The organism is Citrobacter sp. C348 (assembly GCF_047467975.1).
Taxonomy (GTDB): Bacteria; Pseudomonadota; Gammaproteobacteria; order Enterobacterales; family Enterobacteriaceae; genus Citrobacter; species Citrobacter gillenii.
The window spans coordinates 99,730-126,431 of the sequence record NZ_JASJUJ010000001.1; the positions used below are offsets into that span (position 1 = coordinate 99,730).

Consider the following 26,702-nt stretch of genomic DNA (forward strand, 5'->3'; position numbering starts at 1 on the left):
TTACTGCGCCAGATACTCTGCGCTGCCCGTTTTGCAATCAACCTTCACCTGATAGCGAATATCCGCACTCTTGCCGCGCACGGTAAGCGGTACCGTCCACTGCCCGTCTTTGCCGACAATGTCCTGCGGATTAACCCAGGCAACGGGATCGAGTTGTCCCAGTTTTTTCTGATCGTCAGCCCAGCGCACGATGCGATTTTGCTGATAATCACGTTTCACGCTCGCCGCAATACCGTCGGCGTTCAGTCCCTCACACTTGGGGAACTGAACGGTCTTACTTTCCGTATTTGCAGCAAAGGCCGATACGCTGGCGGATAACAGCAGCAGGCTTAACAGCGTTTTTCTTTTATTCATTCTTTTCTCCTTTATCCCCTTCGTCCTTCAGGCCGCAGAAATGCAACGCGAAATCAGTTGGGTACAGCACAATGATTCAGGGAAAAGCATGGTACAAAACGCCGGGAGCGCAAGTCGGATCAGGCTGCTTGTGTGTCATCTCCGTCGGACGCCGTGTTTTCTACTGCCTGAGGCGACGGCAGTTTGCCGTTTTTCAGGATCGCACTTAGCACGTCTTTTTGCTCGGCCAGCCACAGAGAAAGCGCTTCACGCTGTTCATCTTCCAGCGCGACCGGCGACTGCTCCAGCCAGGTGTCTAGCAGGTCTGCTGTATCCAGCATTTTGTCATACGCATCGGCTTCCTTTTTGCTGGTAAACGACATTTTTTCCTCACCTTCCCGAATGACTACGTATTTAACTTCAACCGCCATTGTGCAGCCTCTCAAATTACCTGTAATTATGTACAGTATATTCTTTTTCAGCCGTAAAATCAACCTGGTAATAAAGACAGACGCAAACGTTTTCGTATATACTGCGCCCAGATAAAACAGGGGATTAATTTATGACGTTATTAGGCACAGCGCTGCGTCCGGCAGCAACGCGAGTGATGTTATTAGGTTCAGGGGAACTGGGTAAAGAAGTGGCGATTGAATGCCAACGCCTGGGTGTAGAAGTCATCGCCGTGGATCGTTACCCCGACGCGCCAGCGATGCACGTAGCCCACCGCGCGTACGTGATTAATATGCTGGATGGCGAGGCATTGCGCGAGGTTGTTGAGCGCGAAAAACCCCATTATATCGTGCCAGAAATTGAAGCTATTGCGACGGATATGCTGGTAAAACTGGAACAGGAAGGTCTGAACGTCGTGCCTTGCGCGCGCGCCACACAGTTGACCATGAACCGTGAAGGCATTCGTCGTCTGGCTGCTGAAGAGCTGTTATTACCCACATCCTCTTTCCGCTTCGCCGATAGCGAAGCCCGCTTTCGAGATGCGGTGGCTCAAATCGGCTTTCCATGTATCGTGAAACCGGTAATGAGTTCTTCCGGCAAAGGTCAGAGCTTTATTCGCTCCGCTGAGCAGCTTACCGAAGCCTGGGAATATGCCCAGCAGGGCGGCCGAGCTGGTGCGGGACGTGTAATCGTGGAAGGGGTAGTGAATTTTGATTTTGAAATCACCCTACTCACCGTCAGCGCCGTTGACGGTGTGCACTTCTGCGCGCCGGTAGGCCATCGCCAGGAAGATGGCGATTACCGCGAATCCTGGCAGCCGCAGCAGATGAGTGAACTGGCGCTGAAACGCGCACAGGAAATTGCCCGCAAGGTCGTGCTGGCGTTGGGCGGTCACGGATTGTTTGGCGTAGAGCTATTTGTTTGCGGTGATGAGGTAATTTTCAGCGAAGTCTCCCCTCGCCCACACGACACCGGCATGGTGACGTTAATTTCGCAGGATCTGTCCGAGTTTGCGCTGCACGTCCGCGCGTTCCTCGGATTACCCATCGGCGCAATCCGCCAATATGGTCCGTCCGCATCAGCCGTTATCCTGCCACAACTCACCAGTCGGAATGTGACGTTTAATCACGTAGAAAGTGCCGTTGGCGCAGGTTTGCAGCTTCGTCTGTTCGGTAAGCCGGAAATTGATGGCTCACGTCGCTTAGGCGTTGTGCTGGCAACAGCTGAAAGCGTTGGCGAGGCGGTTGAACGGGCGAAGAATGCTGCCGCACAGGTGAACGTCGCAGGATAAAATATCGGGCCTTCTGGCCCGTTTTAAGGTATTCCGTCGGACCGAAAAGCGTAGTGGACTGCACCCCAAGATTGGTTATCTAACTGAATAAGGTGCAGTTTTTTTTGACTAAATCACAATATTCTCTGGAAACGAAACTGACGTTAGTTGACCGTATTCTCTCCAAAAAGGATCGGACCCTTCGCACAGCAAAACGTTTTGGATAAACAATTTTCGATATGTGAATCCGACGCCTGGCTTGCTATCCCGACTAAAATGACTGTACTGCGCTAAAAGCAAAAAGCCCGCTTAGTTTCCTAAGCAGGCTTCTTAAATATGGCTCCTCTGACTGGACTCGAACCAGTGACATACGGATTAACAGTCCGCCGTTCTACCGACTGAACTACAGAGGAATCGGTGTGGAGGCTTATCTTAGCGGCGAAAATTTTTTTGTCAAACCCCATTTCCTTCAATGCGTATCAATTGGTGCTTCTCTCGACAGTTTGTTGCATTTACAGACATTTTATATGGAAAAAACTTTGCAGCTTTTTTGATTCTCCCTCATCATTTGAAATGAGGTTTCAACTTTCTTCATTAAGGTCCACTTTGAACGTCTCCGCTGCCTTACGCCAGGTCGTTTCCCGCACGCCCTGGTACGCCAAACGCAAGAGTTATAAAGTTCTATTCTGGCGCGAAATCACCCCGCTTGCCGTACCTATTTTTCTGGAAAATACCTGCGTGCTCTTAATGGGGGTACTGAGTACCTTCCTGGTAAGCTGGCTGGGCAAAGAAGCGATGGCAGGCGTCGGCCTCGCCGACAGTTTCAATATGGTCATCATGGCATTTTTTGCCGCCATCGATCTTGGCACCACGGTTGTCGTGGCCTTTAGTCTGGGAAAACGCGATCGTCGTCGAGCCCGAGCAGCAGCCAGACAGTCGCTGGTGATCATGACAATTTTTGCCGTCGTGTTGGCCGCGATCATTCATTACTTTGGGGAACAGATCATTAATGTCGTTGCCGGAGAAGCGACACCTGAGGTTAAAGCGCTGGCGCTAACGTATCTTGAACTGACGGTGCTCAGTTATCCTGCGGCAGCCATTGCGTTGATCGGCAGTGGGGCGCTACGCGGTGCTGGAAACACCAAAATACCGCTGCTGATTAACGGCGGTATGAACATACTGAACATCATCATCAGTAGTATCCTGATCTACGGTATTTTTTCCTGGCCAGGGCTGGGGTTTGAAGGCGCTGGGCTGGGGTTGACGATTTCTCGTTACATCGGCGCTGTCGCCATTATCTGGGTATTGATGATTGGTTTTAACCCAGCGCTGCGGATTCCCCTGAAGAGCTATTTTAAGCCGTTGAATTTTGCCATTATCTGGGAGGTGATGGGGATCGGTATTCCTGCGAGTATCGAATCAGTACTGTTTAACGGCGGTAAACTGCTCACTCAAATGTTTGTCTCAGGGATGGGAACCAGCGTCATTGCCGGTAACTTTATCGCCTTCTCTATCGCAGCACTGATTAACCTGCCCGGCAATGCTCTGGGGTCTGCCTCCACCATTATTACCGGGCGGCGTCTGGGAAATGGACAGATTGCCCAGGCTGAGATTCAGTTGCGGCATGTATTCTGGCTATCCACAATAGGTTTAACCGCCATAGCCTGGTTATCAGCTCCCTTTGCCGGATTAATGGCCTCGTTCTATACCCGCGATCAGGATGTAAAAGAGGTCATAGTTGTTCTGATTTGGCTCAACGCGGCATTTATGCCGATATGGGCGGCATCATGGGTTCTTCCTTCCGGGTTTAAGGGGGCACGCGATGTCCGTTTTGCGATGTGGGTTTCCATGCTGGGCATGTGGGGCTGTCGCGTAGTGGCAGGTTATACCCTCGGGATCGTCTTAGATTGGGGTGTCGTCGGGGTTTGGATGGGGATGTTCTTCGACTGGGCAGTGCGTGCTGCGCTGTTTTACTGGCGCATGATCACCGGGCGATGGTTATGGAAGTATCCACGTCCGGAACGGGAAAAGTCTATAAAACAACCCATTGCGTCTGAATAAGCAACGAAATGAAGAAATATTCGGCAAACGATCGCATTTCTCCATTCAGGCTTTGACAACGCTGACTGGCATCGCTAATATTCGCCCCGTTCACACGATTCCTCTGTAGTTCAGTCGGTAGAACGGCGGACTGTTAATCCGTATGTCACTGGTTCGAGTCCAGTCAGAGGAGCCAAATTCTTGATTTCATGCCACTCTGCGAATCCCTATGTGATTCTGATTCAATGAGTTAGCGTGAAATATCTTCCCGTTGCATTTTTAGTTTTCCCTCCGCATCGGGAGAATTTGGTGGTCAGATTTGGGGTCAAGTTGGTTCGATGACGGAGTGACCCCCAAATGTCTCTTAACGACACTAAAATTCGCAACTTAAAACCATCAGCAAAACCCTTCAAAGTTTCCGATTCTCACGGTCTGTACCTTTTAGTTAATCCAGGCGGTTCACGTCTCTGGTATCTCAAATATCGCATCAATAGAAAAGAATCACGCCTCGGCTTAGGTGCCTACCCTGATGTATCTCTGGCCGACGCTCGTCAGCAACGTGATGGTATCCGTAAATTGCTGGCGCAGAATATCAACCCCGCACAACAGCGCTCTGCTGAAAGAACCACTTCCTCACCAGATAAAACATTCAAGCATGTGGCACTAGAGTGGCATAAAAGCAACCGCTCATGGTCAGAAAACCATGCCGCCCGCCTGCTTGCCAGCATGAATAACCATATCTTCCCGATCATTGGACACCTGACAGTCACAGAACTGAAAACTCGCCACTTCATCGCGCTGCTGAAAGGGATTGAGAAAAAAGGTCTGCTGGAAGTGGCGGCGCGTACCCGGCAGCATATGTGCAACATCATGCGTCATGCCGTGCATCAAGAGTTGATAGAACACAATCCAGCAGCCAATCTGGACGGTATCATCGCTCCTCCCGTTAAACGTCACTACCCTGCCCTCCCGCTGGAGAAACTACCAGAACTGTTAACCCGCATTGAGGACTACAAGCAAGGACGAGAATTAACCCGCCTGGCAGTCTCACTCACCCTGCACCTGTTCATCCGTTCCAGCGAACTGCGTTTCGCCCGTTGGTCTGAGATCGATTTCAGGAACAGAATCTGGACAATTCCAGCCACCCGTGAAGCCATCCCCGGTGTCCGCTATTCCGGGCGTGGTGCCAAAATGCGCACACCGCATATCGTTCCCCTCTCCCGTCAGTCCATCGCTATTCTGAAACAGATACGGGAAATATCCGGGCATCAGGAGATGATATTACCCGGTGACCATAATCCGTATAAACCCATGTGCGAAAACACGGTCAACAAAGCGCTGCGCTTGATGGGTTATGACACAAAAGATGAAATCTGCGGTCACGGATTCCGGGCAATGGCCTGTAGTGCGCTGATGGAATCTGGACTGTGGGCGCAGGATGCGGTTGAACGGCAGATGAGCCATCAAGAACGTAATAGCGTTCGAGCAGCCTACATTCATAAGGCTGAGCATCTGGAAGCCCGCAAGGAGATGATGCAATGGTGGTCGGATTATCTGGACACATGTCGGCTCGCATACGTACCACCTTTTAGTACAAGGCGGGGCAAAAAGAACGAAGCGGCATGATCCATAACAAAAAGCTGTATCAGCATACACTGGTACGGCTTTATTCATTTCTAATAGCTTGTTAGCCCCTTCATCTCGACCCATCGCTGCCTGTAGAAAGCTGTTACACGATAACAACACACTTACGTCGTCAGTCCAAGCGTGCCATTTCATTTGAGAGCGAGGATCATCCCTGCTGCCCCGGCGACGAGAACTGCATCAATGAGAAGCCGAACGTGTGCGTCTGGAGTTTCTGGACGAGACGTTTCGCAATCATCGAACCGACGAGCAATGCGATGCCAATGGCAAGTCCACGTGTGAGGACGGGCAGCATGATTAGCGACGAGCCAGTACCGACAACGCCGCTGAGCACGCCAGCACCGAAGGCGAGGAAGAAGAGAAGTAATAGCGCGATCATCGGCTCCAGGGTCAACCGGGGCCGTCGCTCGCAGCCGCAAGAAGAGGCACCAAGATGTCGCTGACAGGCGTCGGAATGCCGTGAACCTGGCCGAGACGCGCAATTACGCCGTTGCGAATATCCCATTCGAGCGGTCGGGCAGCTTCTCGATCCGTGAGGATGGAAGTGCTCATGTCTGCGGGAGCCGCCCGGAACTTATCGAGGATCTCCTGCGGCACTTCGTCACCGAGTTCTGCGCCTTCTGCTCGTGCCACGGACAGGCACTCCTGTAAATAAGCCAGAGTAAGCCTGGCGATATCAGCACGCCCGAACATGCCCGAGCGGCGGTGCGTGAGCGCCATGAGTCCAGCCACTGCGTTCTGCAATAGTTTGCGCCAGGCCAGTGAGCTGAAATTCGCTGCCAGGTCTACGGAGCACCGCGTGCCTTGTAGCGCTTTGGCCACTGAGCAGGAAGCTGGCGTGTCTGGCAGGCTGAGGCGTACCTCGCCGCGCAAGCGTACTGAGCCATCTGACTGCGCCTGTGCGGGAAACCACACGACAGCAGGAACGATCTGTCCGGGCAGAGAGTACGTCGCGAGCCTATCCAACTGTTCAACCCCGTTCTGGAGCACGCATACAACCGTCTCCGGGCCGGTCAACACCTTGAGCCATTCTGATGCCGCGTCGATTTGTGTGGACTTGACTGCCAGAAAGACAAGATCAGCCGTGCGAGTGATTTGCGCCGGATTCGTCTGTACCGGACCGGGCACGGTGACATAGTGGTCGCCGTCTTGCAGGGTCAGGTGATCGCGGGGTGTACGTCCACACAGCAGCGGTGTGCGGCCGACTTCGTGTAACGCCGCCGCGACTGTGGTGCCGATGGCACCTGGACCCACAACAGCGACAATCGTATTGATTTCAGCGTTCATGAATGCGGACTCCTTGCAACAAAATCTACTTACGTGGTGGTTGTGCCCTTCACAAAGGGTATGTAATATATTACACATGAATAAAGAAATTGGTAATGGAATTTCAGAAGGCGAGCAGCGGTTACAGCAATGGCTTGGCAGCATTCACGCCCGAAGCGGCGGACTTGCTGCAAGTGAGGCTAAAGTTGTCGATCTCCTGCTTGTCGATCCTTTGTTTGTCGGTACCAGCACGACAGCACAGGTTGCCACCCGTGCTGGTGTATCACCGCCGACAGTAATACGCGCTGCACGAGCAATCGGGTTCACCGGGTTCACTGAACTTAAGATAGAGATTGCCCGGGCTCGTGGTACTGCCCGGTTCTTTGCCCCGCCTGAAGTCCTCACAGCGGATGCGACGCTGGCATCGGTGCTGGAAACATCAATTCGTGCTGGTGTAGACGCGCTGACTGCGCTCAGCGGTGCTATCGAAATCTCCGCCCTTGATGAGGCGGTCGATTTAATCCAGGGTGCACGCCAGGTATTTGCATTTGGTGCTGGCCCCTCTGCAACGGTTGCCGCTGATGCGGTCTTTCGGTTGCGGACGGCGGGTGTGATAACCATCAGTATCCAGGATTATTTATCAGCCATGATTGCTGCCCGCCTCCTCAGTCCAGGAGACGTAATCATCGTCGTCAGTTCAACTGGTTGCACATCATCCACACTCGCCGTCGCTGATGCTGCATCCTCGGCTGGAGCATCGCTTATCGCAATAACTAACCAGTACGATACTCCACTGGCGACACTCGCCAATGTTTCACTCGTTGTTGGCGGAGTGCCACTACCGGCACAGATGGCCGCTGCGGGGAGTAGGCTTGCTCAGCTCGTCGTTATTGATACGCTGGTCGCAGCCCTCACTCTGCGAGATAAAGAACAAAATCGCCGGGCTGAACGGGCGGGCATTGATTTACCGGATATAACTTGATGCAGTTAAGCGCGGTTGCGATGATTCTTACTGCTGCGGTAGCTCATGCAGTTTGGAATATAGCCTCAAAATATAAGAAGGAAGACACACTTGTGTTCGTCTGGACCTACAGCTGTGCCTCAGCATTGCTATGGGTTCCTATCAGCCTCATTCTGATAGTTGATGGACAACACGCGTTCGACTGGCGACTCGCTGTCGCGGCAGTTATTTCGTCTGTACTTCATATCGCTTATTCTCTAATCTTGCAGGCTGGCTACGAGCGAGCCGAACTTGGTATTGTTTATCCGATTGCCCGGGGGAGCGGGCCGGTTCTGACAATACTGTTTGCAACCCAGCTCATGGGTGAACGGCTTTCAGCAAACGCTTTACTTGGCGCGCTTCTCATTATCGCAGGTATTTTTGTCGTTACTGGTAATCCATTCAGGAGCGGAAGCCGACCTCTACAGGGAATGCTATGGGGGGCAGCAACGGGGACCACCATCGCTGGCTATACCCTCTGGGACGGTTATTCGATAATCTCTCTGCGCCTGGATCCAGTGAGCTATTACGCCAGCACACTCCTGCTACAGAGTCTTATTCTTACCCCTGGGGCGATGCGACGACGATATCGAATTTCAACTACTTTACGTGTGGATATCATCCCAATCCTTATCATTGCTGTATGCTCTCCACTTGCCTACATCCTTGTACTGACAGCCATGCAGAGCATGCCACTGGCACTCGTCGCTCCTCTCAGGGAAACATCCATTATTATCGGCTCTCTTCTTTCGTACTGGCTGTTTCGTGAAAATCATCTGGCACGCCGGATTGCCGGTGCATTAGTGGTGCTGTCCGGCATAGCAATGATTAGCCTTTGATCGCTCCGTTGGATGCCAATACTATGAGTGACAAAGGCTCAGGGTTGCTATGTTCCTTAAAGGCAACAGCGCAGGGAAATATACCTTCGCAGGAAACACGCAAAGCCATCGAAAATGTTGCCAGGAAGATGTGTTGCAAGCGACGGATATGGAACCAGATATCGCGATGGCGGCATCGGAATCCCCCACAGTGCTTGCAATAATGATGCATGCGCCAGTCTTCGCCTCATTGTCAGCACGGATCATTCGTCAATATGCCCCGATTATGGTAATGGTATCGAGTCCGCTTCCGCTGTTTGTGGCTGTTAGCGCCAATGAGATAAGACTGTAAAAACGGCCAGCAGTCCTGGCATTGGCATCCCGTACCACCATTATTTAAATGTTCTGTGGACACACGCTGCTATTGGAAGGTTAATCCCTGGTCGAATGATTATCCATGCAGGTGCTTTTCCAGCCAGGCCTGATGGCAATAACCAGCTTGATCGCAAAGCTATGCCACATAGCACTATTGGCTTTATAATCATTAACGGTAAAAGTGGTATTGAATAGTTATACGCCGATGCAGCACATTCAACATGTAGCCTGATTCTGATGACCACTTTCGTTAGAAATGGCTTACTCCATACCGAGAGTTCGTGATGCTCAAAACAGAAGATCTCAACACCATGATATCAATTGATGAGATTCACTTTGCTGACTGGCAAATCTGGCCACAGCTAAGGATTCTGTTACATCGGGGTAAGCCAGTAAGAATTTCTGCCAGAGCTTTTGACGTTCTGGTTGTTCTGGTGAGTGCTGGAGGTAAAGCGGTAAGTAAAGAATCTTTACTTACTCAAGTGTGGGGAAATGAAATCGTCGAAGAAAATAATCTTCAGGCACAAATTTCAGCTATACGCCGCATACTGGGTCATGACCGCCATCTGCTGATTACTGAATTTGGTTGTGGTTATCGCTTTAATATCAATAAACTGCCAACTGAACCGCTCTCTAAATCAGAAATACCTGAGCCCGCTGTTACCCCTTTTCTAGCGTCGATTCTGGGGCGTGATAAAGCTGTGCAGGAATTATGCGCCTTATTGGATCAATACCGTCTGGTGACGATTACAGGCTCAGGGGGCGTGGGTAAGACTCGTTTGGCATGGGAAGTCGTCAGCCTTACACACTCGCATTTTCCTGATGGAATATGTGTGGCTGAACTGGCGCATATCACCGAAGCATCCAGCTTGCTATCTGTTATTTCACAAGCGCTCCATCTTCCATTAGCTGCCATTCATAATGATGCCGATTTACGGCAACAGCTTGCACGGCGTCGATGTTTACTGCTGATTGATAACTGTGAACATGTAATTAGTGAACTGGAACCAGTTATTACGTTTCTCCTGCACCTGGCTCCCCATATAAAACTGTTGTTGACCAGCCAGGTAGCGTTACAGGTTGCCGGCGAGCAACAATATCTACTACCGCCATTACAAGTTCCTGAGAGCGAAGAGGCTGATACCCACCAGTTACTGACTTTTGACAGTGTCCGCCTCTTTATCGAACGCGGGCAGGCCAACCGACATAATTTCCATCCATCAGCCAGCGAACTGTCGTTGATTGGCGAGTTATGCCGTCATCTTGACGGTCTGCCGTTGGCGATTGAACTTGCGGCCTCCCGTCTGCCAGTCATGAGTGTCAAAGAGATCTATAGCCGACTGGAAGACCGTTTCCAGCTATTGAGCAATACGCACAGCTCTCTGGTGCCCAGACATCAGAAAATACTGACCACGCTGGAGTGGACTTATCAGTTACTCAACACACGTGAACAAAGATTATTTTGCTCTCTGGGGATCTATACCGATATGTTCAGTGTGAAATCAGTAAGCGACTTTCTGCTTATTAAAGACAAGCATCGCTGGCAGGTTGTTGACGATCTGCAAAGATTGCTGTCTTTATCCCTGATTCAGGTCAGTACTCAGGTACCAGAGACCCGTTTCCGCCTGCTGGAAACCATGCGCCAGTTCGCATGCGATAAACTCAGGCAACAGGGTGAATATACCGGTCTTGAGGCCCGTTTTGCCGGTTATTATAAAGATCTGGTAGAAGAAGCCCGAGGTGATTGGTTTATGCTGCCAACGGGACAGTGGCGTGAACGTTATAGTCATATGCTTAATGATTTGCGGAGTGTATTACAGCAAACGTTGACTGAGGGGGCAGATCCCTCTAAGGGGCTTGAGATCTTACAAGAGATGACCCCTTTTTGGATTGAATATTCACTCTACGATGAATGTCAGCGCTATATCTATCCTCTGCTTTATGAAAATACTTCTCGGGTAGTATTAACGCTACACCAGAGAATGAATCTCAGCGCTGTAGCAGGTAAGGCGTCAACCTGGGCAAAAGGCCCTACGCCTGAAACACATTCAGCCTGGAAAACCGCGCTGGCACTTGCAGAAAAGCTCGACGACAAAGAAATACGTTTACAGGCTCATTACGGATTATGGTTGTATTATCTCCGTACTGGCGAGCTGGATAAAGCGCTTGAGCATGCGCAATCTATGTGCGAGCTAGCACGGTCCATTAGTGACGAGGAGGCGATGGCAACCGGGCTGCGTATTCTCGGTGTATCCCTGCATTTTTTGGGACGTCATTATGTCGGGCGTGATTATCTCCAGCAATCTCTTGACTGGTATGAACATGGCGAATTAAGTCACTCTTTCCGTTTTGGTCTTGATCAAGAGACCGCCGGTCAGGCCTTTCTGTCTCGTTTACTATGGTTACAGGGTGAGTATAAGGCCGCGAAACAGATGGCATGGCGCGGTGTTAAAAAAGCCGCTCGTTTGCAGCATGTCTGTTCTCTTTGCTGTGCACTGGCTGAAGGCGCTTGTATGACAGCGGCACTGGATCGTAATCCACGTTGGGTTATAAGGGCCGCAAACTGGCTTATTTATCTGGCAGAAAGGCATGATTTGTATTTCTGGAAGACATACGGCGAGCTGTTTCTTGTTTGGGCCAAACAGTTCAGTCATACAGATGTTAGTCAGACCACACTGTTTAGCTCGTTGCGGGCGATGGGATTAGACTGGCAATATTCCCCCTTGTTGTCAGAAATTGATACCGGGTTATCGCTGAGAACCGCCCGCCAGGATCAAGAAAACTGGTGCACGCCTGAGCTGATGCGTCTTTCTGCCACTCAATTACCTCCTCAGGAGCAACGCCTGCTGTTGGAGCAGGCCCTAGACAAAGCGCACCAGCAACAGGCCCATGGCTGGGCCCTCCGTATTGCTTATTCATTGGCGACATTGCAGGCTGAAGCCGGGGAAAAATGGGCTGCTAAACAATTGATACAGGACGCTTTGCATGATGTTGATGTCTCAGATAGGGCGACGGATGTAAGAAATGCTATGGCACTATGTGCCCGAATGGAGACCTGAATATTTACGTCTCACGGTTATTAACATCCCCAGGATCACGAGCCCTGCCCCCGCTGTAGAAATCAGCGCCCAGTTATGAGTTGTCTCCCATATCCAGGTGGCAGTCAGTGAGCCACATGCTCCGCCAATAAACATAACGCACATAAATAGTGTATTAAGGCGGTTTCTGGCATCCGGACGCAAAGAGTAAATCGTGTGCTGATTAGCTATTAGTACACATTGTTCACCCGCATCCAGTAGTAGAATGCCCACCACCATACCCGCCATACTGTTCCATCTCCAAAAAACAGCCCAAGCCAGCAGCATGAGTATCACACCAAAAACAACCATTCGGAATGGTCCCTGACGATCGCTGAAACTTCCCGCCAGAGGCGCGCACAGAATACCGATTAACCCCAAAGCAGCCAGGGTTCCGGTTACCCCTGCACCGTAATCGTAGCGATGGGCTAACCAGAAAGGGAGCACGGTCCACAGCACGCTGAAGGAGGCAAACAGCATTGCTTGCGTAAGAGTTGCACCACGCACCTGCGGCTCGCTTTTCCACAGCTGTCCTAATGAACGTAATACCGCCAGATAGTTAAACTTTGGCGTTGGCAACGACTGAGCAGGCAAAATGCGCAAGATGAAAAATATAGCCAGCAATGTCATGATCGCTCCGGACAAAAATACACCGCGCCAGCCGAAATACTGACCAATAAGGCCTCCGATAGCCCGGCCAGCAAGAATACCTGCCAGGACACCGCTCATCACCGTACCCACGGTTTTACCTCGTGCAGAAGTTCTGGAGAGCGAGGCGGCAAGCGGCACTATCTGTTGGGCTACTGTTGCAGCCATCCCGGTAAGGAAGGAGAAGAACACCAACACTGTCGCCGTTGGCGATAACATCATGCCGATCAGTGCCAGGAAAAGCACCTGCGCTTGACGCAGGATAAGCCGCTGACGTTCAATATAATCGCCCAGTGGGATCAGAAAGAATAAGCCCACCGCATAGCCTAACTGGGTGCCCATGGGGATCAAAGAAACAGCCCCCCATTCATTGGGAAAGGATCCGGCAATTAAATTCAGGACAGATTGATTAAAATAAATATTAGCTACAACAATACAACAAATAATCGCCAGCATAAGAATCCTGGCAGAAGAAAGCTCATGATTGTCCGTTCGCATTGACCACTCCTGGCTCTAAACTCAATATCGTCTGGAGTATAAGCAGACGGAAATCCCAACTCTTTGACCGCTTTTTTCAGACGTCTGAATTCTGATGCACAAGCTCCTGAAAAAGAGATTTGTTACTAATACTGCTCATGTTATTAACTGTGCTTAACTTGAGGAGCAGCAAATGGATTTAAAACTGACTGGAAAAGTGGCTCTGGTAACCGGAGCCCGAACCGGAATTGGTTTCAGCATTTGTGAAGAGCTGGCCGTGAATGGTGTGCATTTAGTCATGGTGGCCAGACGAGAACCTGAGCTGATTCTGGCTGCGAAAAAAATATCAGAGAAATACGGTGTTTCGGTGCTGCCTGTTGCCGGGGATGTGACTGATCCCAAACTCCCTTCCCTGATGGTTGAACAAGTGGAAAAGGTTTTTCAGCGTATTGATTTACTGGTAAATAATGCCGGAAGAGCACATACGGGAACGCTGTTAACCACTTCGGAAGAAGACTGGCAGCTAATGACTGAGACCAAACTCTCCGCCATGCGACGTTTTTGTAAGGCCGTCATCCCCGGGATGCAGAAACGAAACTGGGGGCGTATTGTTAATATCTCATCCATTGGCGGTATCTATCCTAACCCGCAACTTACCATCTCACACGCACTGAGCGCCGCTATCAACAACCTGACCCGTAGTTTAGCACTTAGCGTGGCTCAGGATGGCATTCTGGTCAATGCGATCGGAGTGGGTGCTGTCGCGACGGATAACTGGGCGCAGAATATGCTACCGAATGTCCGCAATCGTCGTCCTGAACTGAATGACAGAACAGACGAAGAGGTAATTGCATTACTGGGTAAAGAGAAAACGCCTGTGGGCCGCTTTGGACTTCCTGAAGATATTGCTGCGATTACTGCGTTCCTGCTTTCTGGAAGGAATCAGTTTGTTACTGGACAGACAATCGAAGCATCAGGCGGAGCAGACAGATTTATGTAATTTCTTCCATTCAACTCAAATAATTTTGGAGGATTGAATTAGTTTAACTTGGTATTTGTTCTTCTTTTCAACCACTGCGAAATATGAGGCCGGACATGGGGGTCTGAAACGCTAAGAAGCCCCCGAGCCAATATAACCCAAACTTCATAACGCAATAGATACCGCGCCATGAAATTAATTTCACTGGAAAATCCATGGTATTTTTTAAAAAACAATAGATATAGAAGGAAACCACTATGTCAAAAAAACAAACCCTATCAAATACAAACTATAGCTCGCCTGACTGGCTGACTATCCGTGAAGCAGTCGACGTGATAAATAAAAAAGGACTGAAAATTAAAAAAAAGTGACATTTACAGACATGCATTACATGGCAGCATTCATCTCTCTATTTACTTTCAATCGCCAATTACATTACGTAAAGTACAAAGATCGGGCTACAAATTAAGGCTTAGATCATCTGAGATGTCATCAATAAATCGTTTGTGCCTTCTTGACAAGAAAACTTTTATTAAGGGGCATAATTTTATTATTAGCACTACTGGCAAATATATCATTCCCACAGAGAGAGTCATTGACACTCTATTGATTGGATATGAATATGTTCTAGTACAAAAATTACTTGCCCAATCTCTTAAAATACCATTGCCTGTAACAGGAGCTATTGATTTTAATCATGGCATAACAGTTAGCTTACAAGGAGAAGTATTTCAACTATTCGACAGAATGACATGGCAAGAAAGAATAACACAAAAAATTATGCAACTCCCTAAAAAAATTTCACTAGATGTACATGAAGAGATATTCTCACAGAGGATAAATAATTACCTGGAAAAAGAGTATTTCCCGGCTCATATTTTACCTCGGGATGCCTGGTTTGTTATTCGACATGCTGAACTTGGTAAATTAATTGACATCACAACCAATAACAGTGTGCCCCCATCATCTTCAACGCGAATATCAACACCACTATCTCGTTTTTTCTGGCTAGCCTGTAAAAACAATGAAGTCATCCGTCCATTAATTAATAAACCGTACAAACTGCTATCAATTTTCGAACAATGGGCATCTGATGAAGGCATTACCGACAGGCTCAGTGGTGATACGTTAAAAACTGCACTCGTACGCGGTTCCCCCACATCAATGTCGGATTGACGCAAGTGAAATTTACTAAACCCAAATGTCCGTATTAAGGACTCTAAAATCAGTAATACGGACATAATTAATTTTTCTGACTCTTTTTTCCTTGTCACCTCAAGGGACATTGTATTTCTGTACTACTGGTATCAATACATATCATCAATTATCAAGCATTAGAAAAGTAAAAGAAAAACAGTACTTAAATGCTCGCAACCACGCATATACATAGAAGTCACTCCTTATTAAAGGAGGGTTTAGTCGAATTGCATAGGTTCGCTCGAATCCAAAACCCACGAAATAGATTAACCTTAGCTCATCCAACTATTAAATACATGCATGGGTTCGTAATTATATTCCAATTAATGAATTCGACTGTACTAACCGATACCTTACACATGCAAAAGCATGAAAAAAACATATTGCATAGGAAGCCTTAAGTTCATTTACAATGAAATAAATGAGAATTTTTATTTTCTTCAAAAATCTATAACAGAGGTACTAAGACCATTATTACAAGATGAACCCCGCCCATAATCCAGATGCTTACTAAAGATTTAAAAACTCATCCTTATGATATGGGTAATTACCTTACCCCCAGGAAGAGTTATTTTTAATATTGACGGCATTTTTTCTATACCGGTGTGGTGGGACATTATATCTTTTTCGAAATGCCCTAGTTAATGATTGCTGAGAGTCAAAGCCAAATCGCATCGCTATGTTTATCAAAGGTTCATTTGTTGTGATAATAGCATCTAAAATAAGACATAATTTTTTCTCTCTGATGAAACCTCCTAGACTCTGACCGGTTTCAGATAAAAACACTCTCTGCAAATGCCATTTTGAATATCCGGATTTTATAGCCACATCATCAATTTTTAGTGGCATCTCGATATTATCGTTTATCCAAATAATTAAGTCATTTACAAAATCTTTTCTGTTTTTCATAACCGAAACCTCATAGTTACTCTACCAGAAATACATTCTCATCAGGCATTTAGATCAAGAACTGACAATCCCTAAGTTCTGCATAAATCCTCAATAGAGACCATACTTTTTATTATGGTGTGATGGATATACTCGCAGACAGTCCAGCCACCAATTCAACTCCATCCGGCAATCTGTCAATATGAATCCGAACCGGGATACGCTGCGCGAGCCGCACCCAGCTAAAGGTTGGCTCGACATTAGGCAGGCCAAGCCCCCCGGTCTCGTCATTGTTATCATCTATTCCGCGTCCGATACTCTCAACATGACCCGTGATCACCGGCTTAAATCCCATCAGCGTTATGTGTGCAGTATTTCCCGTGCGGATATGTTGCAACTTAGTCTCTTCAAAATAGCCAACCACCCAAAAACTATGGGCATCAATGATGGCAACTTTAGTTTCTCCCGCTGTGGCATAGTCGCCAGGGCGAAGCCGCAAATGTGTGACATAGCCCGCAACCGGAGACCGAACAATAGCATGCGATAAGTTAAGCTCTGCAAGGTCCAGCGCAGCCAGTGCACCGTGGTAATTGGCCGCAGCGACGCTGGCTGCGCTGGCTGTTTGCTGTAAATCCTCGCTGGAAATCACCCCTTTAATCTGAGAGCGTCGCCTCGCCGCATCCTGGCGCATCAGCATTTCATGACGTTTCGCCTCAACATCTGCCTGTGCGCTGTCCACTGCCAACCTCAACCAGTGCGGGTCGATGGAATAGAGCACATCACCCCGATTAACCCACTGATTATCGCGGACGGACACATTCAGCAACGGTCCGGAGACATTCGGCGCAATCTGTACCACATCCGCACGAACCCGACCATCGCGGGTCCAAGGGCTTTGCGCATAATGTTTCCAGAGAATAAAAGCCAAAAGCGTAGCCACCGCCACAGCGCTGAACGTCAGCACGTAGCGGCCCAGTAGAGAAAGTAACGATTTCATTTAAAAAACCCCAGTTCGGTCAGCCCCTGCAACAGCAGGTAAAAAGTAATAATGAAGACGGAAAAATCGATCATCGGTCTAAAGGGCAAGCGGCGGTAACCCTTGCTGAAAGAGAAAAGATGTACGAGAAATAGTGTACAGGTCAGTGCAACGAGGGCAATTACCAGCAGACCGGGTACAAAAACGCCCTCAATATTGAAATCATTGATCATTAGCAGGCTCCATTTTCTGAACGCTTAATGCGCAGTAAAGATCAACCAGTTGATCAACATAATGCCGCGATAGTTCATCTGTTACGCTCAAGCTGCGCTCAGTCAGACTGGCGATCCGTTGAAGTAAGGTGTCAATATCTGTCGAGTGTGTAAGAAGAGTGAGCACTTCTTTTATTTCTTTGTTCGCATGCGCATCACATCGGCGTAATCGCATTACACACAGCCCTATACGCAGGGCGTACAACAAATGATGTGCCCGTTCCGGTGACTGTCCACTGCGCTGCAATCGCGGCAGTATCAACGCTGCCCGATCGATCATAAGGTTGGTCCAGAGGGTTTCGTCTGTATTCAGCTTACCTTCCACGCTGCGGTTAATATCTCGCTGGCATAATTGAAGCAGCCGTTTTATCGCCGAATCAGCCTGCACAGTTTGCAGTAGGCTCATGCCGAGCACTGCAAAACCAGTAGCAGAAAATAGTGCGATAGAGGTATTCACCGCCACGGCAAAATCCCCGCTGTAGTGGGCACCCAGCTCGCACAAAATAGGCAGCGTCAGTGTGATCCCCATAGCCATAAACGTGGTAGGCGGTCTGGCCTGGAGCGATCCGGCCAGCAGATATACCGGAGCTAAAACCGTTACCAGCACGATAAAATCACTGACTTGTGGTAGTAGAACGAAGCTGTAGATCAGGCTTATCACAACGCCCCAGAAGGAGCCGATAATGTACTTAACAATATGCGGGGCAGGCGTATCGAAGCTGCCAAACAGTGTGCAACAAACGCCAAGGATAGAAACCGCCGTACCACCATCAGGCCATGCCGAGAAAATCCACACCAGACAGCCGCTCATAATGATGGCGAAAGCGCCCAGTGCGGTGCGGGCAGCAGTAAGAGGATCGCGGTGGAATACATATCCTTTCACGGTATTCTTTTCCGAGTGCGCAGGCGTCTGTTTCGCGTGATGAATGGCATCCGAAAGACGATAGCACTGCTGCACAAGGACAATGGCCTCTAACAGGTAGCGCATAAAACTTTTACGCAGCGCTTCTTCAAACGTCAGCTCATACACTGAATAGCGCTGTAGTAATTTTTCACTCCTTTTTTTGAGCGCTTCACCCTCGCTTTTGAATTTTCCTTCATCTTTGCAGGCAAGCCAGACCTCAACATCACCCAGCAGAATTTGCACATCTACAGGTATCGTCGCTATCAGAGCTAAACGGTCGCGTAACTCACAGTTAACAATGACTAATCGCGCAAGCCGATCATGAAGCCTTTTTCTCGCTTGCCGGACCGGTGCAGAGAACGCAAAATCATAAGGGATATGATGGCTGATACCCTGCAGGAACTGTAATGCCAGTGCCATATGCAGCGGCCCGGAAACAGCGTCGGGTTTGCCTGCTAAAGTATCTGCGACACGCTGTCGCGCCGAGAGCAGCGTCTGCGACAATTTACTGTTGAACTGGCCCGTTATGCGCGCGGGCAATACATAGCGATGAATAAGTGCCGCGCAGAAGATACCGATCATGATTTCCTGTACCCGAACAATAGCGATGTTAAAAATCGCACCAGGATCGGATACCGCAGGGAAGCCAATCAGACTCGCAGTGTAACCAGCCAGGACAAAACCATAGGCGCGGGGCGTGCGTTCCAGCAAGGATAAATAGAGGCAGAAGGTGATCCAGACCGTCAGTATAACACTGAAAAATAACGGCATATTCACAAAAGCAGGTACAATTAATACCGTTATGCCCGCGCCGACTACCGTTCCCACCAGACGATACAGACTTCTGCTCAGCGACGCTCCGACGGAGGTTTGGGAAACAATATACACGGTGATAATTGCCCAAGAAGGCCGCTCCAGGCCAATTGACAGTGCAATGTAGTATGCGAGCATCGCTGCGGCAAAACTCTTCGCGGAATAGAGCAGAGCGTTCGCATCATTCAGTAGTGAAGGAGAAGCCATACCGCGAAGACGTTGGCATATCGTGTGTAAAAAATGAAAGTAACTCGCGTTAATTTTTTTCATGCCGGAAATTATTACCGGCTTGCATATCCACTTAAATACTCTATTCTGTCAAAAAATACCTAAATGTTGCCAATCTATGTTACCCCCACTCGCCAATACGCTGTTTGATCCGGATGCCACCCCCTGCCCCGCAGTCGCGCGTCATTTGGATTTTGTCGATTACGCGGCCGAAGTGCCTGTGCATACGCACCGCAAAGGGCAATTAATTATTGCCCTCTATGGGGCGGTCATTTGTCGCGCCGAAAATGATATCTGGATCGTGCCGCCTGATTGTGCCGTCTGGATCCCTGGGGGAGTGCCGCACAGCGCCAAAGCTACCTGGAATGCGCATCTCAACTATCTGTTTATCGAACCCGGAGCTGTCGCGCTGCCGGAGCGATGCTGTACTCTGGCAATTTCCAGTCTGATTAAAGAACTTGTTGCCCGTTTAACCCGCGAGGGCGTCGAATATCCACCGGAAAGCCATCCCGCCAGACTGACCAGAGTAACACTCGATGAATTAGCCACCATGCCTCAGCAGAAACTGAGCCTCCCTGTGTCGTCGCATCCTAAAATCCGCGCCATGGCCGATGCTCTGGTCAGTCAACCTGATGACCGAAGCACATTCAAAGCATGGGCAAAAAGACTGGCGCTTAGCGAGCGTTCTCTCGCGCGTTTAATGCTGCGCGAAACCGGGTTGACGTTCGGACGCTGGCGTCAGCAACTGCAACTGATAATTGCTCTCCGGGAACTGGCTAGCGGCGTTTCGGTTCAGAATGTTGCAGCTAATCTGGGGTATGAATCGGTTAATGCGTTTATCACCATGTTCAAAAAAACAATGGGCAGTACACCCGCGCACTATTTTGCCGAACGGAAAACAAGCGCACACTTAACCGAGATTTAGCGACATCAGGTTATCCAAGAAACCAGAGGTGAGTCATAGAACCGTATGCAGCATCCTGACGTATCCGTCTCCCTGTGCGGGGTACCGCACCACAGAATCGTTACCACATGGAACCTCCAGCCAGGACCATATTGCCTCAGCCACTTTAACGATAACAATAATCAAAGGACAGTATTATATCTGCTGGATCGGTCTATACATGATCGGGAAGCACAATCAATTCGGCATTGTGTCAAGGAAGTAGTTGAGCATATATGTTTCGACCACACAGAACACTTCTATGACCATGCTTCATAGAGTATTGCTGCCAGAGTGGTAACGCCCCCCTGACTGAAATTCGCAATGAATGTATTTAACCGCATATTTTTATTCTCTTCATAATCACGCTAAACCATAATGCCGTTGCAACAGCGACACGCTGGAAACTGCCCTGCAGCATCCCCCTTCACCACATCCTTATCCAACTAACGACGTATTTATTTTACTACAAAACCGTACTAAGGGCCTTCCCGTCCGTAATAAGGGGTCCTCGACTTCCCCTAAGTTTTCTGCTGTGTTTTTTTATTTTATCTGGACATATACCAGTTATTCCACAACAGGAGAATACGATGACATCTCATCAGTTATTACGTTTAAAACAGGTCGAAGAAAAAACCGGCCTAAAACGCTCCCAGATTTACCTGTATATGAAAAGTGGTTCATTCCCACGGTCTATAAAAATTGGACCGGCAAGTGTGGCATGGCTCGAATCGGAAATTGATGAATGGATCAACCTTAAATTAGCCGGGCGAGAAGCCAGTTGAAGACACCTGTCTGTTTTACCTTCTTCCCGAACTACAGTGTGAGGAGATAATATGATGATCCCATCAGTTAATTACACCATTCTGACAGATGCTTTGCGCGCTTTGCATGAAGGGAATATTCGTTACTGCGAATTACTGGGATTTACTTTCGACGAAATGAATGCGCTCAGTCAGCTATCACTTGATGAACTCTTTGCCGTCAGCCGGATGGCAGCTCCTTTTATTGCGGTCACAGTCCGTCATGATGTTTTGCATCATTTACTGGCGCAGGCTCACCAGGAATACCTGCAACATCAGCAGATTAACAAGGCCATCCGCTTGGGTGGTTCTATCGTATTGCTCAACCAGTTTTTTGGCCTGACGTCTAATGACGTCTGCCTTCGCCGTCGGTTACTGGGTGTCAGCGTGCCGTATGGCCGGACGCCTGAACCGGATGAGAAGACGGATGCTTCTATCTGGCGGCAATGGCAACAACGCCGGGTGGAAAACTTGGAGTCGCCAGATGCGCTGATGGCCATGATGCAGATAACTGAAGTCCTGCTACCAAGGTTCCAAAGACTGTCTCTCACCACCGTCTGGAAGCGCATCACACTCTGCGAAAAGGAAGCCGCCAACAGGAGGGCATCACATGCCGGATGAGATCGACCGCGATCAGGAGTTCAATGAACAACGACTGGAAGAGATGATTGAACAGAGCCGTTTCAAACCAGGAACAACACCATCATTATTCCACTGCCGTTTATGCGGTAAACCTATTCCTGAAAAACGACGGCAAGCACTACCGGGCGTAACAACCTGTACGGAATGTCAGGATAAACTTGAACGCCGTCGGTGTTAAATGTGAGCCAAAAGACGTATGAGTAATAAATTCTCATACGTCTTTATCTGTATCAGAAAATAAAAATAAACCCCCATAATTTACTTCCACTTCCTTTCCTGTTCCTCCCTTTCTTTATTTATCCATCCGATTAACTCTTTCATTTTTGTTTTGAGTTTATCGTTCATGACTCGATCCAGATCCCTCATGCTGAACACGCCATTACAGAATGGTTGCCCTGATGGACGTTAATTCGTCCGGGCCGGGTATTGCTCTTTAATAATACGGAACGGGCTGTCACAAAACCACAATTCAGGGTGCCGCTGAATGTTCTCGCTGACCCGTTAAAACCGGAATGCAGAATCGGGATGTGACCCGTTTATTTCATTCGTTGTAGTTCTGATGAGAGGATAATTCATGAGAAAACCCATCTACCACGTATTTGTCACCCAGGAAGGCACGCCTGATATGCAGGGCGAAAAAAACACCTACTGGACCAGGGTTGGCGTGGCATTTGCCCATAACGGCAAGCCCGGCCTGAATATTGTCCTGACACCCGGTATTGCGGTTTCCGGCAAACTGGTACTGCTTGAGCCACGGGAGGATAGCAATCTTCCACAGAGTGCGGAGCCCGACTAAACGGCGCTTTAACCCTTCTTTATTACTCCTTACTCCGCAGCGTGCCGGGTCAACTGACTGTGCACGTTGCCTTCAATTCCGAGGCCATCATGCTTTCCACCACTGCCTTTCTGGCGGCGGCCATGCAGTGTGCCGCCAGCATTCATCCGTCCACTGCACTCGACGTGGCACGGGTGGAATCCGGTTTTAACCCTTATGCCATCGCCGAAATTATCCCGAAGGCCACTCGCGCCCTCGGAGATAACAATGTTATCTCCCATCAGCCCGCCAGCCGGGACAAAGCTGAGCATATTATTCGCCGCCTTATGGCACAGAGACGCCGTTACTCTGTGGGACTGATGCAAATCACCAGCACCAATTTCCATCATTACGGCGTGACGGCCTCTGATCTGCTTGATCCCTGCACCAATTTGTTGGTTTTTGAACGCATTCTCAGCGACTGCTACCAACGTGGCGGCACCCTGAAAAGAGCGTTGAGCTGCTATTACTCCGGCAATTTCCGTACAGGACTACAACCTGAAGCGGCTTTTTCCGGGACCAGCTATGTGCAGCGGATGGGTTATGTTTCGGCATCTCCCCGTTATGCTGTACCGGGCACCCGCGAGGATAAATCCACAACGCTGACTCCCCTCGAAGCCATTCCTGCTGATAAGCCATCCCCTCCCCGTGTGATCTGGCCGGGGACCGTTGTCCGGGGCGTCCCCGCAAAACTCCGTCGGGGGAAAATCGCCATCGCACAGACCTCCGCGCCGTCAGTACGTCGCAGCCTCAATCAGTCACCCCGTGAGGAAGAATAATGACACTTTTTCGCAAGCTAAAGACCGCTGTCAGTGCTGTTTACGTAGGTGTGCTCATGGTTTTTTCTACAACCCCGGCCTTTGCCGATGGTTTCACTCGCGCAAATACCGTGATGGAAAAGGTCTCCACCGGTCTTCATGGTCTGGCGGCCATCACCATCACAGTGGCCGTGATCTGGGTGGGTTACAAGACCCTCTGGAAAGGCGAAAGCCTGTCCCAGTGCGCCTACATCATTATTGGCGGGATCCTGATTGGTGGGGGCAGTGAGATTGGCGCGCTGCTGATGAGCTGAGGGGTCATCTATGGCAAAGCTGCTCAAAGCAATGAAACGCCCGGCGGCGCTGTGGGGGGTGCCGATGGTGCCCCTGCTGGGTGTCACCGGTATCACCATCATCGTCGCTGTCTGGACTTCCGTCGCTTTCCTTGCCCTGCTCCCGGTTGAATTTCTGGTAATGAAGTCTGTCACCCGGAATGAACCCATGCGGTTCAGTCTGATTGCCGTCTGGCTCAGGGCAAGAGGAAAACCGGCAGCAAACCGGCTGTTTGGCGCAACAGTATTTATGCCCGTTGAGCATGATGCTGTTGATATCACGGAGTTTCTCAACGCCATGAAACTGAATCAATGTGCCACGCTCAGGAAGTACATTCCGTATTCATCGCATATTCATCAGAATGTTGTCCGCTCTCCCAATAGTGACCTCTACTGCACCTGGGAACTGACGGGGACCCCGTTTGACTGCGAATCAGAAGAAACCCTCAGTATTGACCGCAACCAGTTGCACGGACTCATCCGCTCATTCGAGGGGATGCCGGTCACCTTTTATATCCATAACGTGCGGGAGCCATTTACCGCTTCTCTGCACAAACCCTCCGGCAACCCTTACGCCGATGAAATCAGCCGTCTGTATTATGCCTCGCTGGCGGCGGACCCATTTCGCCGTAACCGCCTGTTCCTGACCGTCTGTTACCGTCCGTTTGTCAGCCTAGAAAAAGCCGGGCGCAGACGCATGAATGACGGCAAGAAACTGAAAGAGCTTGACGCTGCACTGCAGGAAATGCTGGAAATCAAAGGCTCGCTCGATACCGCACTGTCACGCTACGCCGCACGTCCTCTTGGCACGTTTACCGAAGATCACGCAGTATTCTCCTCCCAGTTATCCTTTTATGAGTACCTGTTGACGCACCAGTGGCGCAGGGTGCGCGTCACCCGCGCTCCGGCGTATTCGATGATGGGGTCGGCGGCGCTGTTCTTTTCTGGCGAGTCCGGGCAGATAAACAACGCCAGCGGTACGCAATATTTCCGGGGGCTGGAGGTGAAGGAGTTCCCGGAGGAGACCGCGACAGGGATGATGGACTCGCTGCTGTACGCCCCCTGCGATTATATAATCACCCAGTCGTACACCTGCATGTCACGTGAAGAAGCCCGCAAGGCCATCAAACGTACCCGACGTCTGTTAATGAGTTCGGATGATGATGCGGTGTCACAGCGACTGGATCTGGATGTGGCGCTTGACCTGCTGACATCGGGGAAAATCGCCTATGGAAAACACCATTTCTCCATCATGGTGTTTTCCCGCTCGCTGGACAGTCTGGTGGCTGATACCAGTGAAATCAGCAATGCCCTGAACAACCTCGGCATTACACCGGTTCCCGCCGCGCTTTCTCTTTCAGCCGCGTATATGGCACAACTGCCCGGCAATTATCACCTGCGCCCCCGTAAGGGAGAGCTGAGCAGTCAGAACTTTGTTGAGCTGGCCGCACTGCACAATTTCTATCCCGGAAAGCGCGATAACGCGCCCTGGGGGGATGCGATGGCCTTGCTGCGCACCCCGTCAGGGGATGGCTACTATCTGAACCTGCATAACACGCTGGCGGACAAGGACGAGTTCAACGAGAAGAACCCGGCCAGTACCTGCATTCTCGGCACCAACGGTTCGGGTAAAACCATGCTGATGACGTTCCTTGAAAACATGCAGCAGAAATACGGCCGTCCGGACAGTTTTTCTCCGGATGCGAAAACCAAACGACTGACCACCGTTTATCTGGACAAAGATCGGGGCGCGGAAATGAATATCCGGGCGCTGGGAGGTCGTTACTATCGCATCACGCATGGCGACCCCACGGGTTGGAACCCGTTTTCGCTGTTGCCCACGAAACGCAATATCAGTTTCATCAGTCAGTTGATGAAACTGCTGTGTACACGTAACGGTGCGACCATCACGCCCCGTGATGAACGCCGCCTGAATGACGCCGTACTGGCGGTGATGAGTAATGAACCACAATATCGCATCCATGGGATCACCCGTTTACTGGAGAATTTGCCGGAGCCTGCCACCCGGGAGGCACAAGAGAACGGCCTGAGTATTCGCCTGTCGCAGTGGGCGCAGGGTGGCGAGTTTGGCTGGGTGTTTGATAACGCATCGGATACCTTCGATATCATCCACTGCGATAACTTTGGCATTGACGGCACAGAGTTTCTGGATGAGGCCAATGTCTGTGCGCCGATCTCCTTTTACCTGCTGTACCGCATCACCACGCTGCTCGACGGACGGCGACTGGTTATCTTCATGGATGAGTTCTGGAAATGGCTCCGGGATCCGATCTTTAAGGATTTCGCCTATAACCGACTGAAAACCATTCGTAAACTCAACGGGATGCTGGTTGTGGGCACCCAGTCTCCGGCGGAGATCATCAGGGATGAGATTGCGCCCGCCATCATTGAGCAGTGCGGCACGCAGATCCTGGCAGCCAACCCCAGTGCCGACCGGGCCCACTATGTTGACGGGATGAAGTTTGAACCGGAAGTGTTCGATGTGGTGAAAAATCTGGATCCGCAGGCCCGCCAGTATGTGGTCGTCAAAAATCAGTTCAGGCGTGGCGACACAAAACGTTTTGCTGCCCGCGTGACGCTCGACCTCTCCGGTATCGGCAGATACACCCGAGTGATGAGCGGCAGCGCGGACAACCTCGAAATCTTTGATTCCCTGTACCGCGAAGGGATGCAGCCCCATGAATGGCTGGAATCCTACCTGGCTCAGGCACTCTGATAATCCAAAGGAGATCCA

At 49.9% G+C, this 26,702-nt stretch carries 26 protein-coding genes, 2 tRNA genes and 1 pseudogene; 19 read left to right on the top strand and 10 right to left on the bottom strand.

All coding sequences use genetic code 11. The features are described 5' to 3' along the window. Together yebF and yebG are read right to left on the bottom strand one after the other, a co-directional pair. Complete coding sequence (yebF, locus tag QNN86_RS00540; protein ID WP_181617191.1) at positions 1–354, bottom strand: protein YebF; 354 nt, start codon at positions 352–354, stop codon at positions 1–3. 119 nt (positions 355–473) lie between these two features. Further along, entirely contained in the window at positions 474–764 is a 291-nt protein-coding gene (yebG, locus tag QNN86_RS00545; RefSeq protein ID WP_115258185.1) for a DNA damage-inducible protein YebG, read from the bottom strand. Between the two features lie 131 nt (positions 765–895). Here yebG and purT point away from each other — a divergent pair, with 131 nt between their 5' ends. Beyond that, a complete protein-coding gene (gene purT, locus QNN86_RS00550) occupies positions 896–2,074 on the top strand; it encodes a formate-dependent phosphoribosylglycinamide formyltransferase (protein ID WP_181617192.1) in 1,179 nt (392 codons plus the stop codon). A 316-nt stretch (positions 2,075–2,390) separates the two neighbouring features. On the opposite strand, the gene QNN86_RS00555 is transcribed toward purT, so the two are convergent. Beyond that, a tRNA-Asn gene (locus QNN86_RS00555) sits at positions 2,391–2,466 on the bottom strand. 6 nt (positions 2,467–2,472) lie between these two features. Between QNN86_RS00555 and QNN86_RS00560 the strand changes: the two genes are divergently transcribed. The 4 genes from QNN86_RS00560 (at position 2,473) to QNN86_RS00575 (ending at position 5,719) form a co-directional block, all read left to right on the top strand. Further along, positions 2,473–2,607, top strand: a complete 135-nt coding sequence (locus tag QNN86_RS00560; RefSeq protein ID WP_228758145.1) for a DUF5951 family protein — start codon at positions 2,473–2,475, stop codon at positions 2,605–2,607. Positions 2,608–2,626: 19 nt separating this feature from the next. Beyond that, positions 2,627–4,114: an EmmdR/YeeO family multidrug/toxin efflux MATE transporter gene (locus QNN86_RS00565; protein ID WP_279277989.1), complete on the top strand. Its 1,488-nt coding sequence runs from the start codon at positions 2,627–2,629 to the stop codon at positions 4,112–4,114. Between the two features lie 99 nt (positions 4,115–4,213). Then, positions 4,214–4,289 (top strand) — tRNA-Asn (locus QNN86_RS00570). 161 nt (positions 4,290–4,450) lie between these two features. Further along, positions 4,451–5,719 carry a tyrosine-type recombinase/integrase gene (locus QNN86_RS00575; RefSeq protein WP_200111854.1) on the top strand — a complete coding sequence of 423 codons (1,269 nt, stop codon included), beginning with the start codon at positions 4,451–4,453 and terminating at the stop codon, positions 5,717–5,719. Positions 5,720–5,885: 166 nt separating this feature from the next. Here the strand turns inward: QNN86_RS00575 and QNN86_RS00580 are convergent, their stop codons facing one another. Beyond that, positions 5,886–6,116: a hypothetical protein gene (locus QNN86_RS00580; protein WP_408575080.1), complete on the bottom strand. Its 231-nt coding sequence runs from the start codon at positions 6,114–6,116 to the stop codon at positions 5,886–5,888. Between the two features lie 11 nt (positions 6,117–6,127). Next, positions 6,128–7,024: an oxidoreductase gene (locus tag QNN86_RS00585; RefSeq protein ID WP_408575081.1), complete on the bottom strand. Its 897-nt coding sequence runs from the start codon at positions 7,022–7,024 to the stop codon at positions 6,128–6,130. A 76-nt stretch (positions 7,025–7,100) separates the two neighbouring features. Between QNN86_RS00585 and QNN86_RS00590 the strand changes: the two genes are divergently transcribed. The 4 genes from QNN86_RS00590 to QNN86_RS00605 all read left to right on the top strand — a co-directional run bounded on the left by QNN86_RS00590 (position 7,101) and on the right by QNN86_RS00605 (position 12,255). Next, complete coding sequence (locus QNN86_RS00590) at positions 7,101–7,985, top strand: MurR/RpiR family transcriptional regulator (RefSeq protein ID WP_408575082.1); 885 nt, start codon at positions 7,101–7,103, stop codon at positions 7,983–7,985. Next, positions 7,985–8,842: a DMT family transporter gene (locus QNN86_RS00595; protein WP_414210503.1), complete on the top strand. Its 858-nt coding sequence runs from the start codon at positions 7,985–7,987 to the stop codon at positions 8,840–8,842. Before QNN86_RS00590 ends, QNN86_RS00595 begins: the two co-directional genes overlap by 1 nt. 49 nt (positions 8,843–8,891) lie before the next feature. Next, positions 8,892–9,173, top strand: coding sequence for a hypothetical protein (locus QNN86_RS00600; protein ID WP_181829478.1), 282 nt, complete (start codon positions 8,892–8,894; stop codon positions 9,171–9,173). Between the two features lie 307 nt (positions 9,174–9,480). Continuing rightward, complete coding sequence (locus QNN86_RS00605) at positions 9,481–12,255, top strand: winged helix-turn-helix domain-containing protein (RefSeq protein ID WP_408575087.1); 2,775 nt, start codon at positions 9,481–9,483, stop codon at positions 12,253–12,255. Here QNN86_RS00605 and QNN86_RS00610 read toward each other — a convergent pair. Further along, positions 12,232–13,419 carry an MFS transporter gene (locus QNN86_RS00610; RefSeq protein WP_199994842.1) on the bottom strand — a complete coding sequence of 396 codons (1,188 nt, stop codon included), beginning with the start codon at positions 13,417–13,419 and terminating at the stop codon, positions 12,232–12,234. The genes QNN86_RS00605 and QNN86_RS00610 overlap by 24 nt on opposite strands. A 172-nt stretch (positions 13,420–13,591) precedes the next feature. Between QNN86_RS00610 and QNN86_RS00615 the strand changes: the two genes are divergently transcribed. Both QNN86_RS00615 and QNN86_RS00620 read left to right on the top strand, forming a co-directional pair. After that, the gene (locus tag QNN86_RS00615; protein WP_408575088.1) at positions 13,592–14,398 is read left to right on the top strand and encodes an SDR family NAD(P)-dependent oxidoreductase; all 807 of its coding nucleotides are present in this window, start codon (positions 13,592–13,594) and stop codon (positions 14,396–14,398) included. 236 nt (positions 14,399–14,634) lie between these two features. Continuing rightward, a pseudogene (locus QNN86_RS00620) lies at positions 14,635–15,553 on the top strand (hypothetical protein). 573 nt (positions 15,554–16,126) lie between these two features. Here QNN86_RS00620 and QNN86_RS00625 read toward each other — a convergent pair. The 4 genes from QNN86_RS00625 to QNN86_RS00640 form a co-directional block, all read right to left on the bottom strand. Next, on the bottom strand, positions 16,127–16,483 hold the full coding sequence (locus QNN86_RS00625) for a helix-turn-helix domain-containing protein (protein WP_408575089.1): 357 nt from the start codon (positions 16,481–16,483) through the stop codon (positions 16,127–16,129). Positions 16,484–16,595: 112 nt separating this feature from the next. Further along, positions 16,596–17,459 (bottom strand): efflux RND transporter periplasmic adaptor subunit, encoded by an 864-nt coding sequence (locus QNN86_RS00630; RefSeq protein ID WP_408575090.1) that lies wholly within the window; start codon positions 17,457–17,459, stop codon positions 16,596–16,598. Further along, a complete protein-coding gene (locus QNN86_RS00635; RefSeq protein ID WP_048822680.1) occupies positions 17,456–17,671 on the bottom strand; it encodes a DUF1656 domain-containing protein in 216 nt (71 codons plus the stop codon). Before QNN86_RS00635 ends, QNN86_RS00630 begins: the two co-directional genes overlap by 4 nt. Next, positions 17,661–19,697, bottom strand: coding sequence for an FUSC family protein (locus QNN86_RS00640; protein WP_408575091.1), 2,037 nt, complete (start codon positions 19,695–19,697; stop codon positions 17,661–17,663). The genes QNN86_RS00635 and QNN86_RS00640 overlap by 11 nt, the downstream gene beginning before the upstream one ends. A gap of 76 nt (positions 19,698–19,773) precedes the next feature. Here QNN86_RS00640 and QNN86_RS00645 point away from each other — a divergent pair, with 76 nt between their 5' ends. From QNN86_RS00645 to QNN86_RS00680, 8 genes are all read left to right on the top strand, one after another. Beyond that, a complete protein-coding gene (locus QNN86_RS00645) occupies positions 19,774–20,580 on the top strand; it encodes an AraC family transcriptional regulator (RefSeq protein WP_408575092.1) in 807 nt (268 codons plus the stop codon). A gap of 608 nt (positions 20,581–21,188) precedes the next feature. Beyond that, the gene (locus QNN86_RS00650) at positions 21,189–21,383 is read left to right on the top strand and encodes an AlpA family transcriptional regulator (RefSeq protein ID WP_048211280.1); all 195 of its coding nucleotides are present in this window, start codon (positions 21,189–21,191) and stop codon (positions 21,381–21,383) included. 54 nt (positions 21,384–21,437) lie between these two features. Next, on the top strand, positions 21,438–22,022 hold the full coding sequence (locus QNN86_RS00655) for a DUF2857 domain-containing protein (protein WP_408575104.1): 585 nt from the start codon (positions 21,438–21,440) through the stop codon (positions 22,020–22,022). After that, positions 22,012–22,221: a TraR/DksA family transcriptional regulator gene (locus tag QNN86_RS00660; RefSeq protein ID WP_048211278.1), complete on the top strand. Its 210-nt coding sequence runs from the start codon at positions 22,012–22,014 to the stop codon at positions 22,219–22,221. Before QNN86_RS00655 ends, QNN86_RS00660 begins: the two co-directional genes overlap by 11 nt. A 396-nt stretch (positions 22,222–22,617) precedes the next feature. Then, the gene (locus QNN86_RS00665; RefSeq protein ID WP_414210504.1) at positions 22,618–22,839 is read left to right on the top strand and encodes a hypothetical protein; all 222 of its coding nucleotides are present in this window, start codon (positions 22,618–22,620) and stop codon (positions 22,837–22,839) included. Between the two features lie 89 nt (positions 22,840–22,928). Next, entirely contained in the window at positions 22,929–23,636 is a 708-nt protein-coding gene (locus tag QNN86_RS00670) for a lytic transglycosylase domain-containing protein (protein ID WP_408575093.1), read from the top strand. Beyond that, positions 23,636–23,929, top strand: a complete 294-nt coding sequence (locus QNN86_RS00675) for a TrbC/VirB2 family protein (protein ID WP_200111846.1) — start codon at positions 23,636–23,638, stop codon at positions 23,927–23,929. The genes QNN86_RS00670 and QNN86_RS00675 overlap by 1 nt, the downstream gene beginning before the upstream one ends. 10 nt (positions 23,930–23,939) lie before the next feature. Then, positions 23,940–26,684, top strand: coding sequence for a VirB3 family type IV secretion system protein (locus tag QNN86_RS00680; protein ID WP_414210505.1), 2,745 nt, complete (start codon positions 23,940–23,942; stop codon positions 26,682–26,684). The last annotated feature ends 18 nt before the right edge of the window (positions 26,685–26,702 follow it).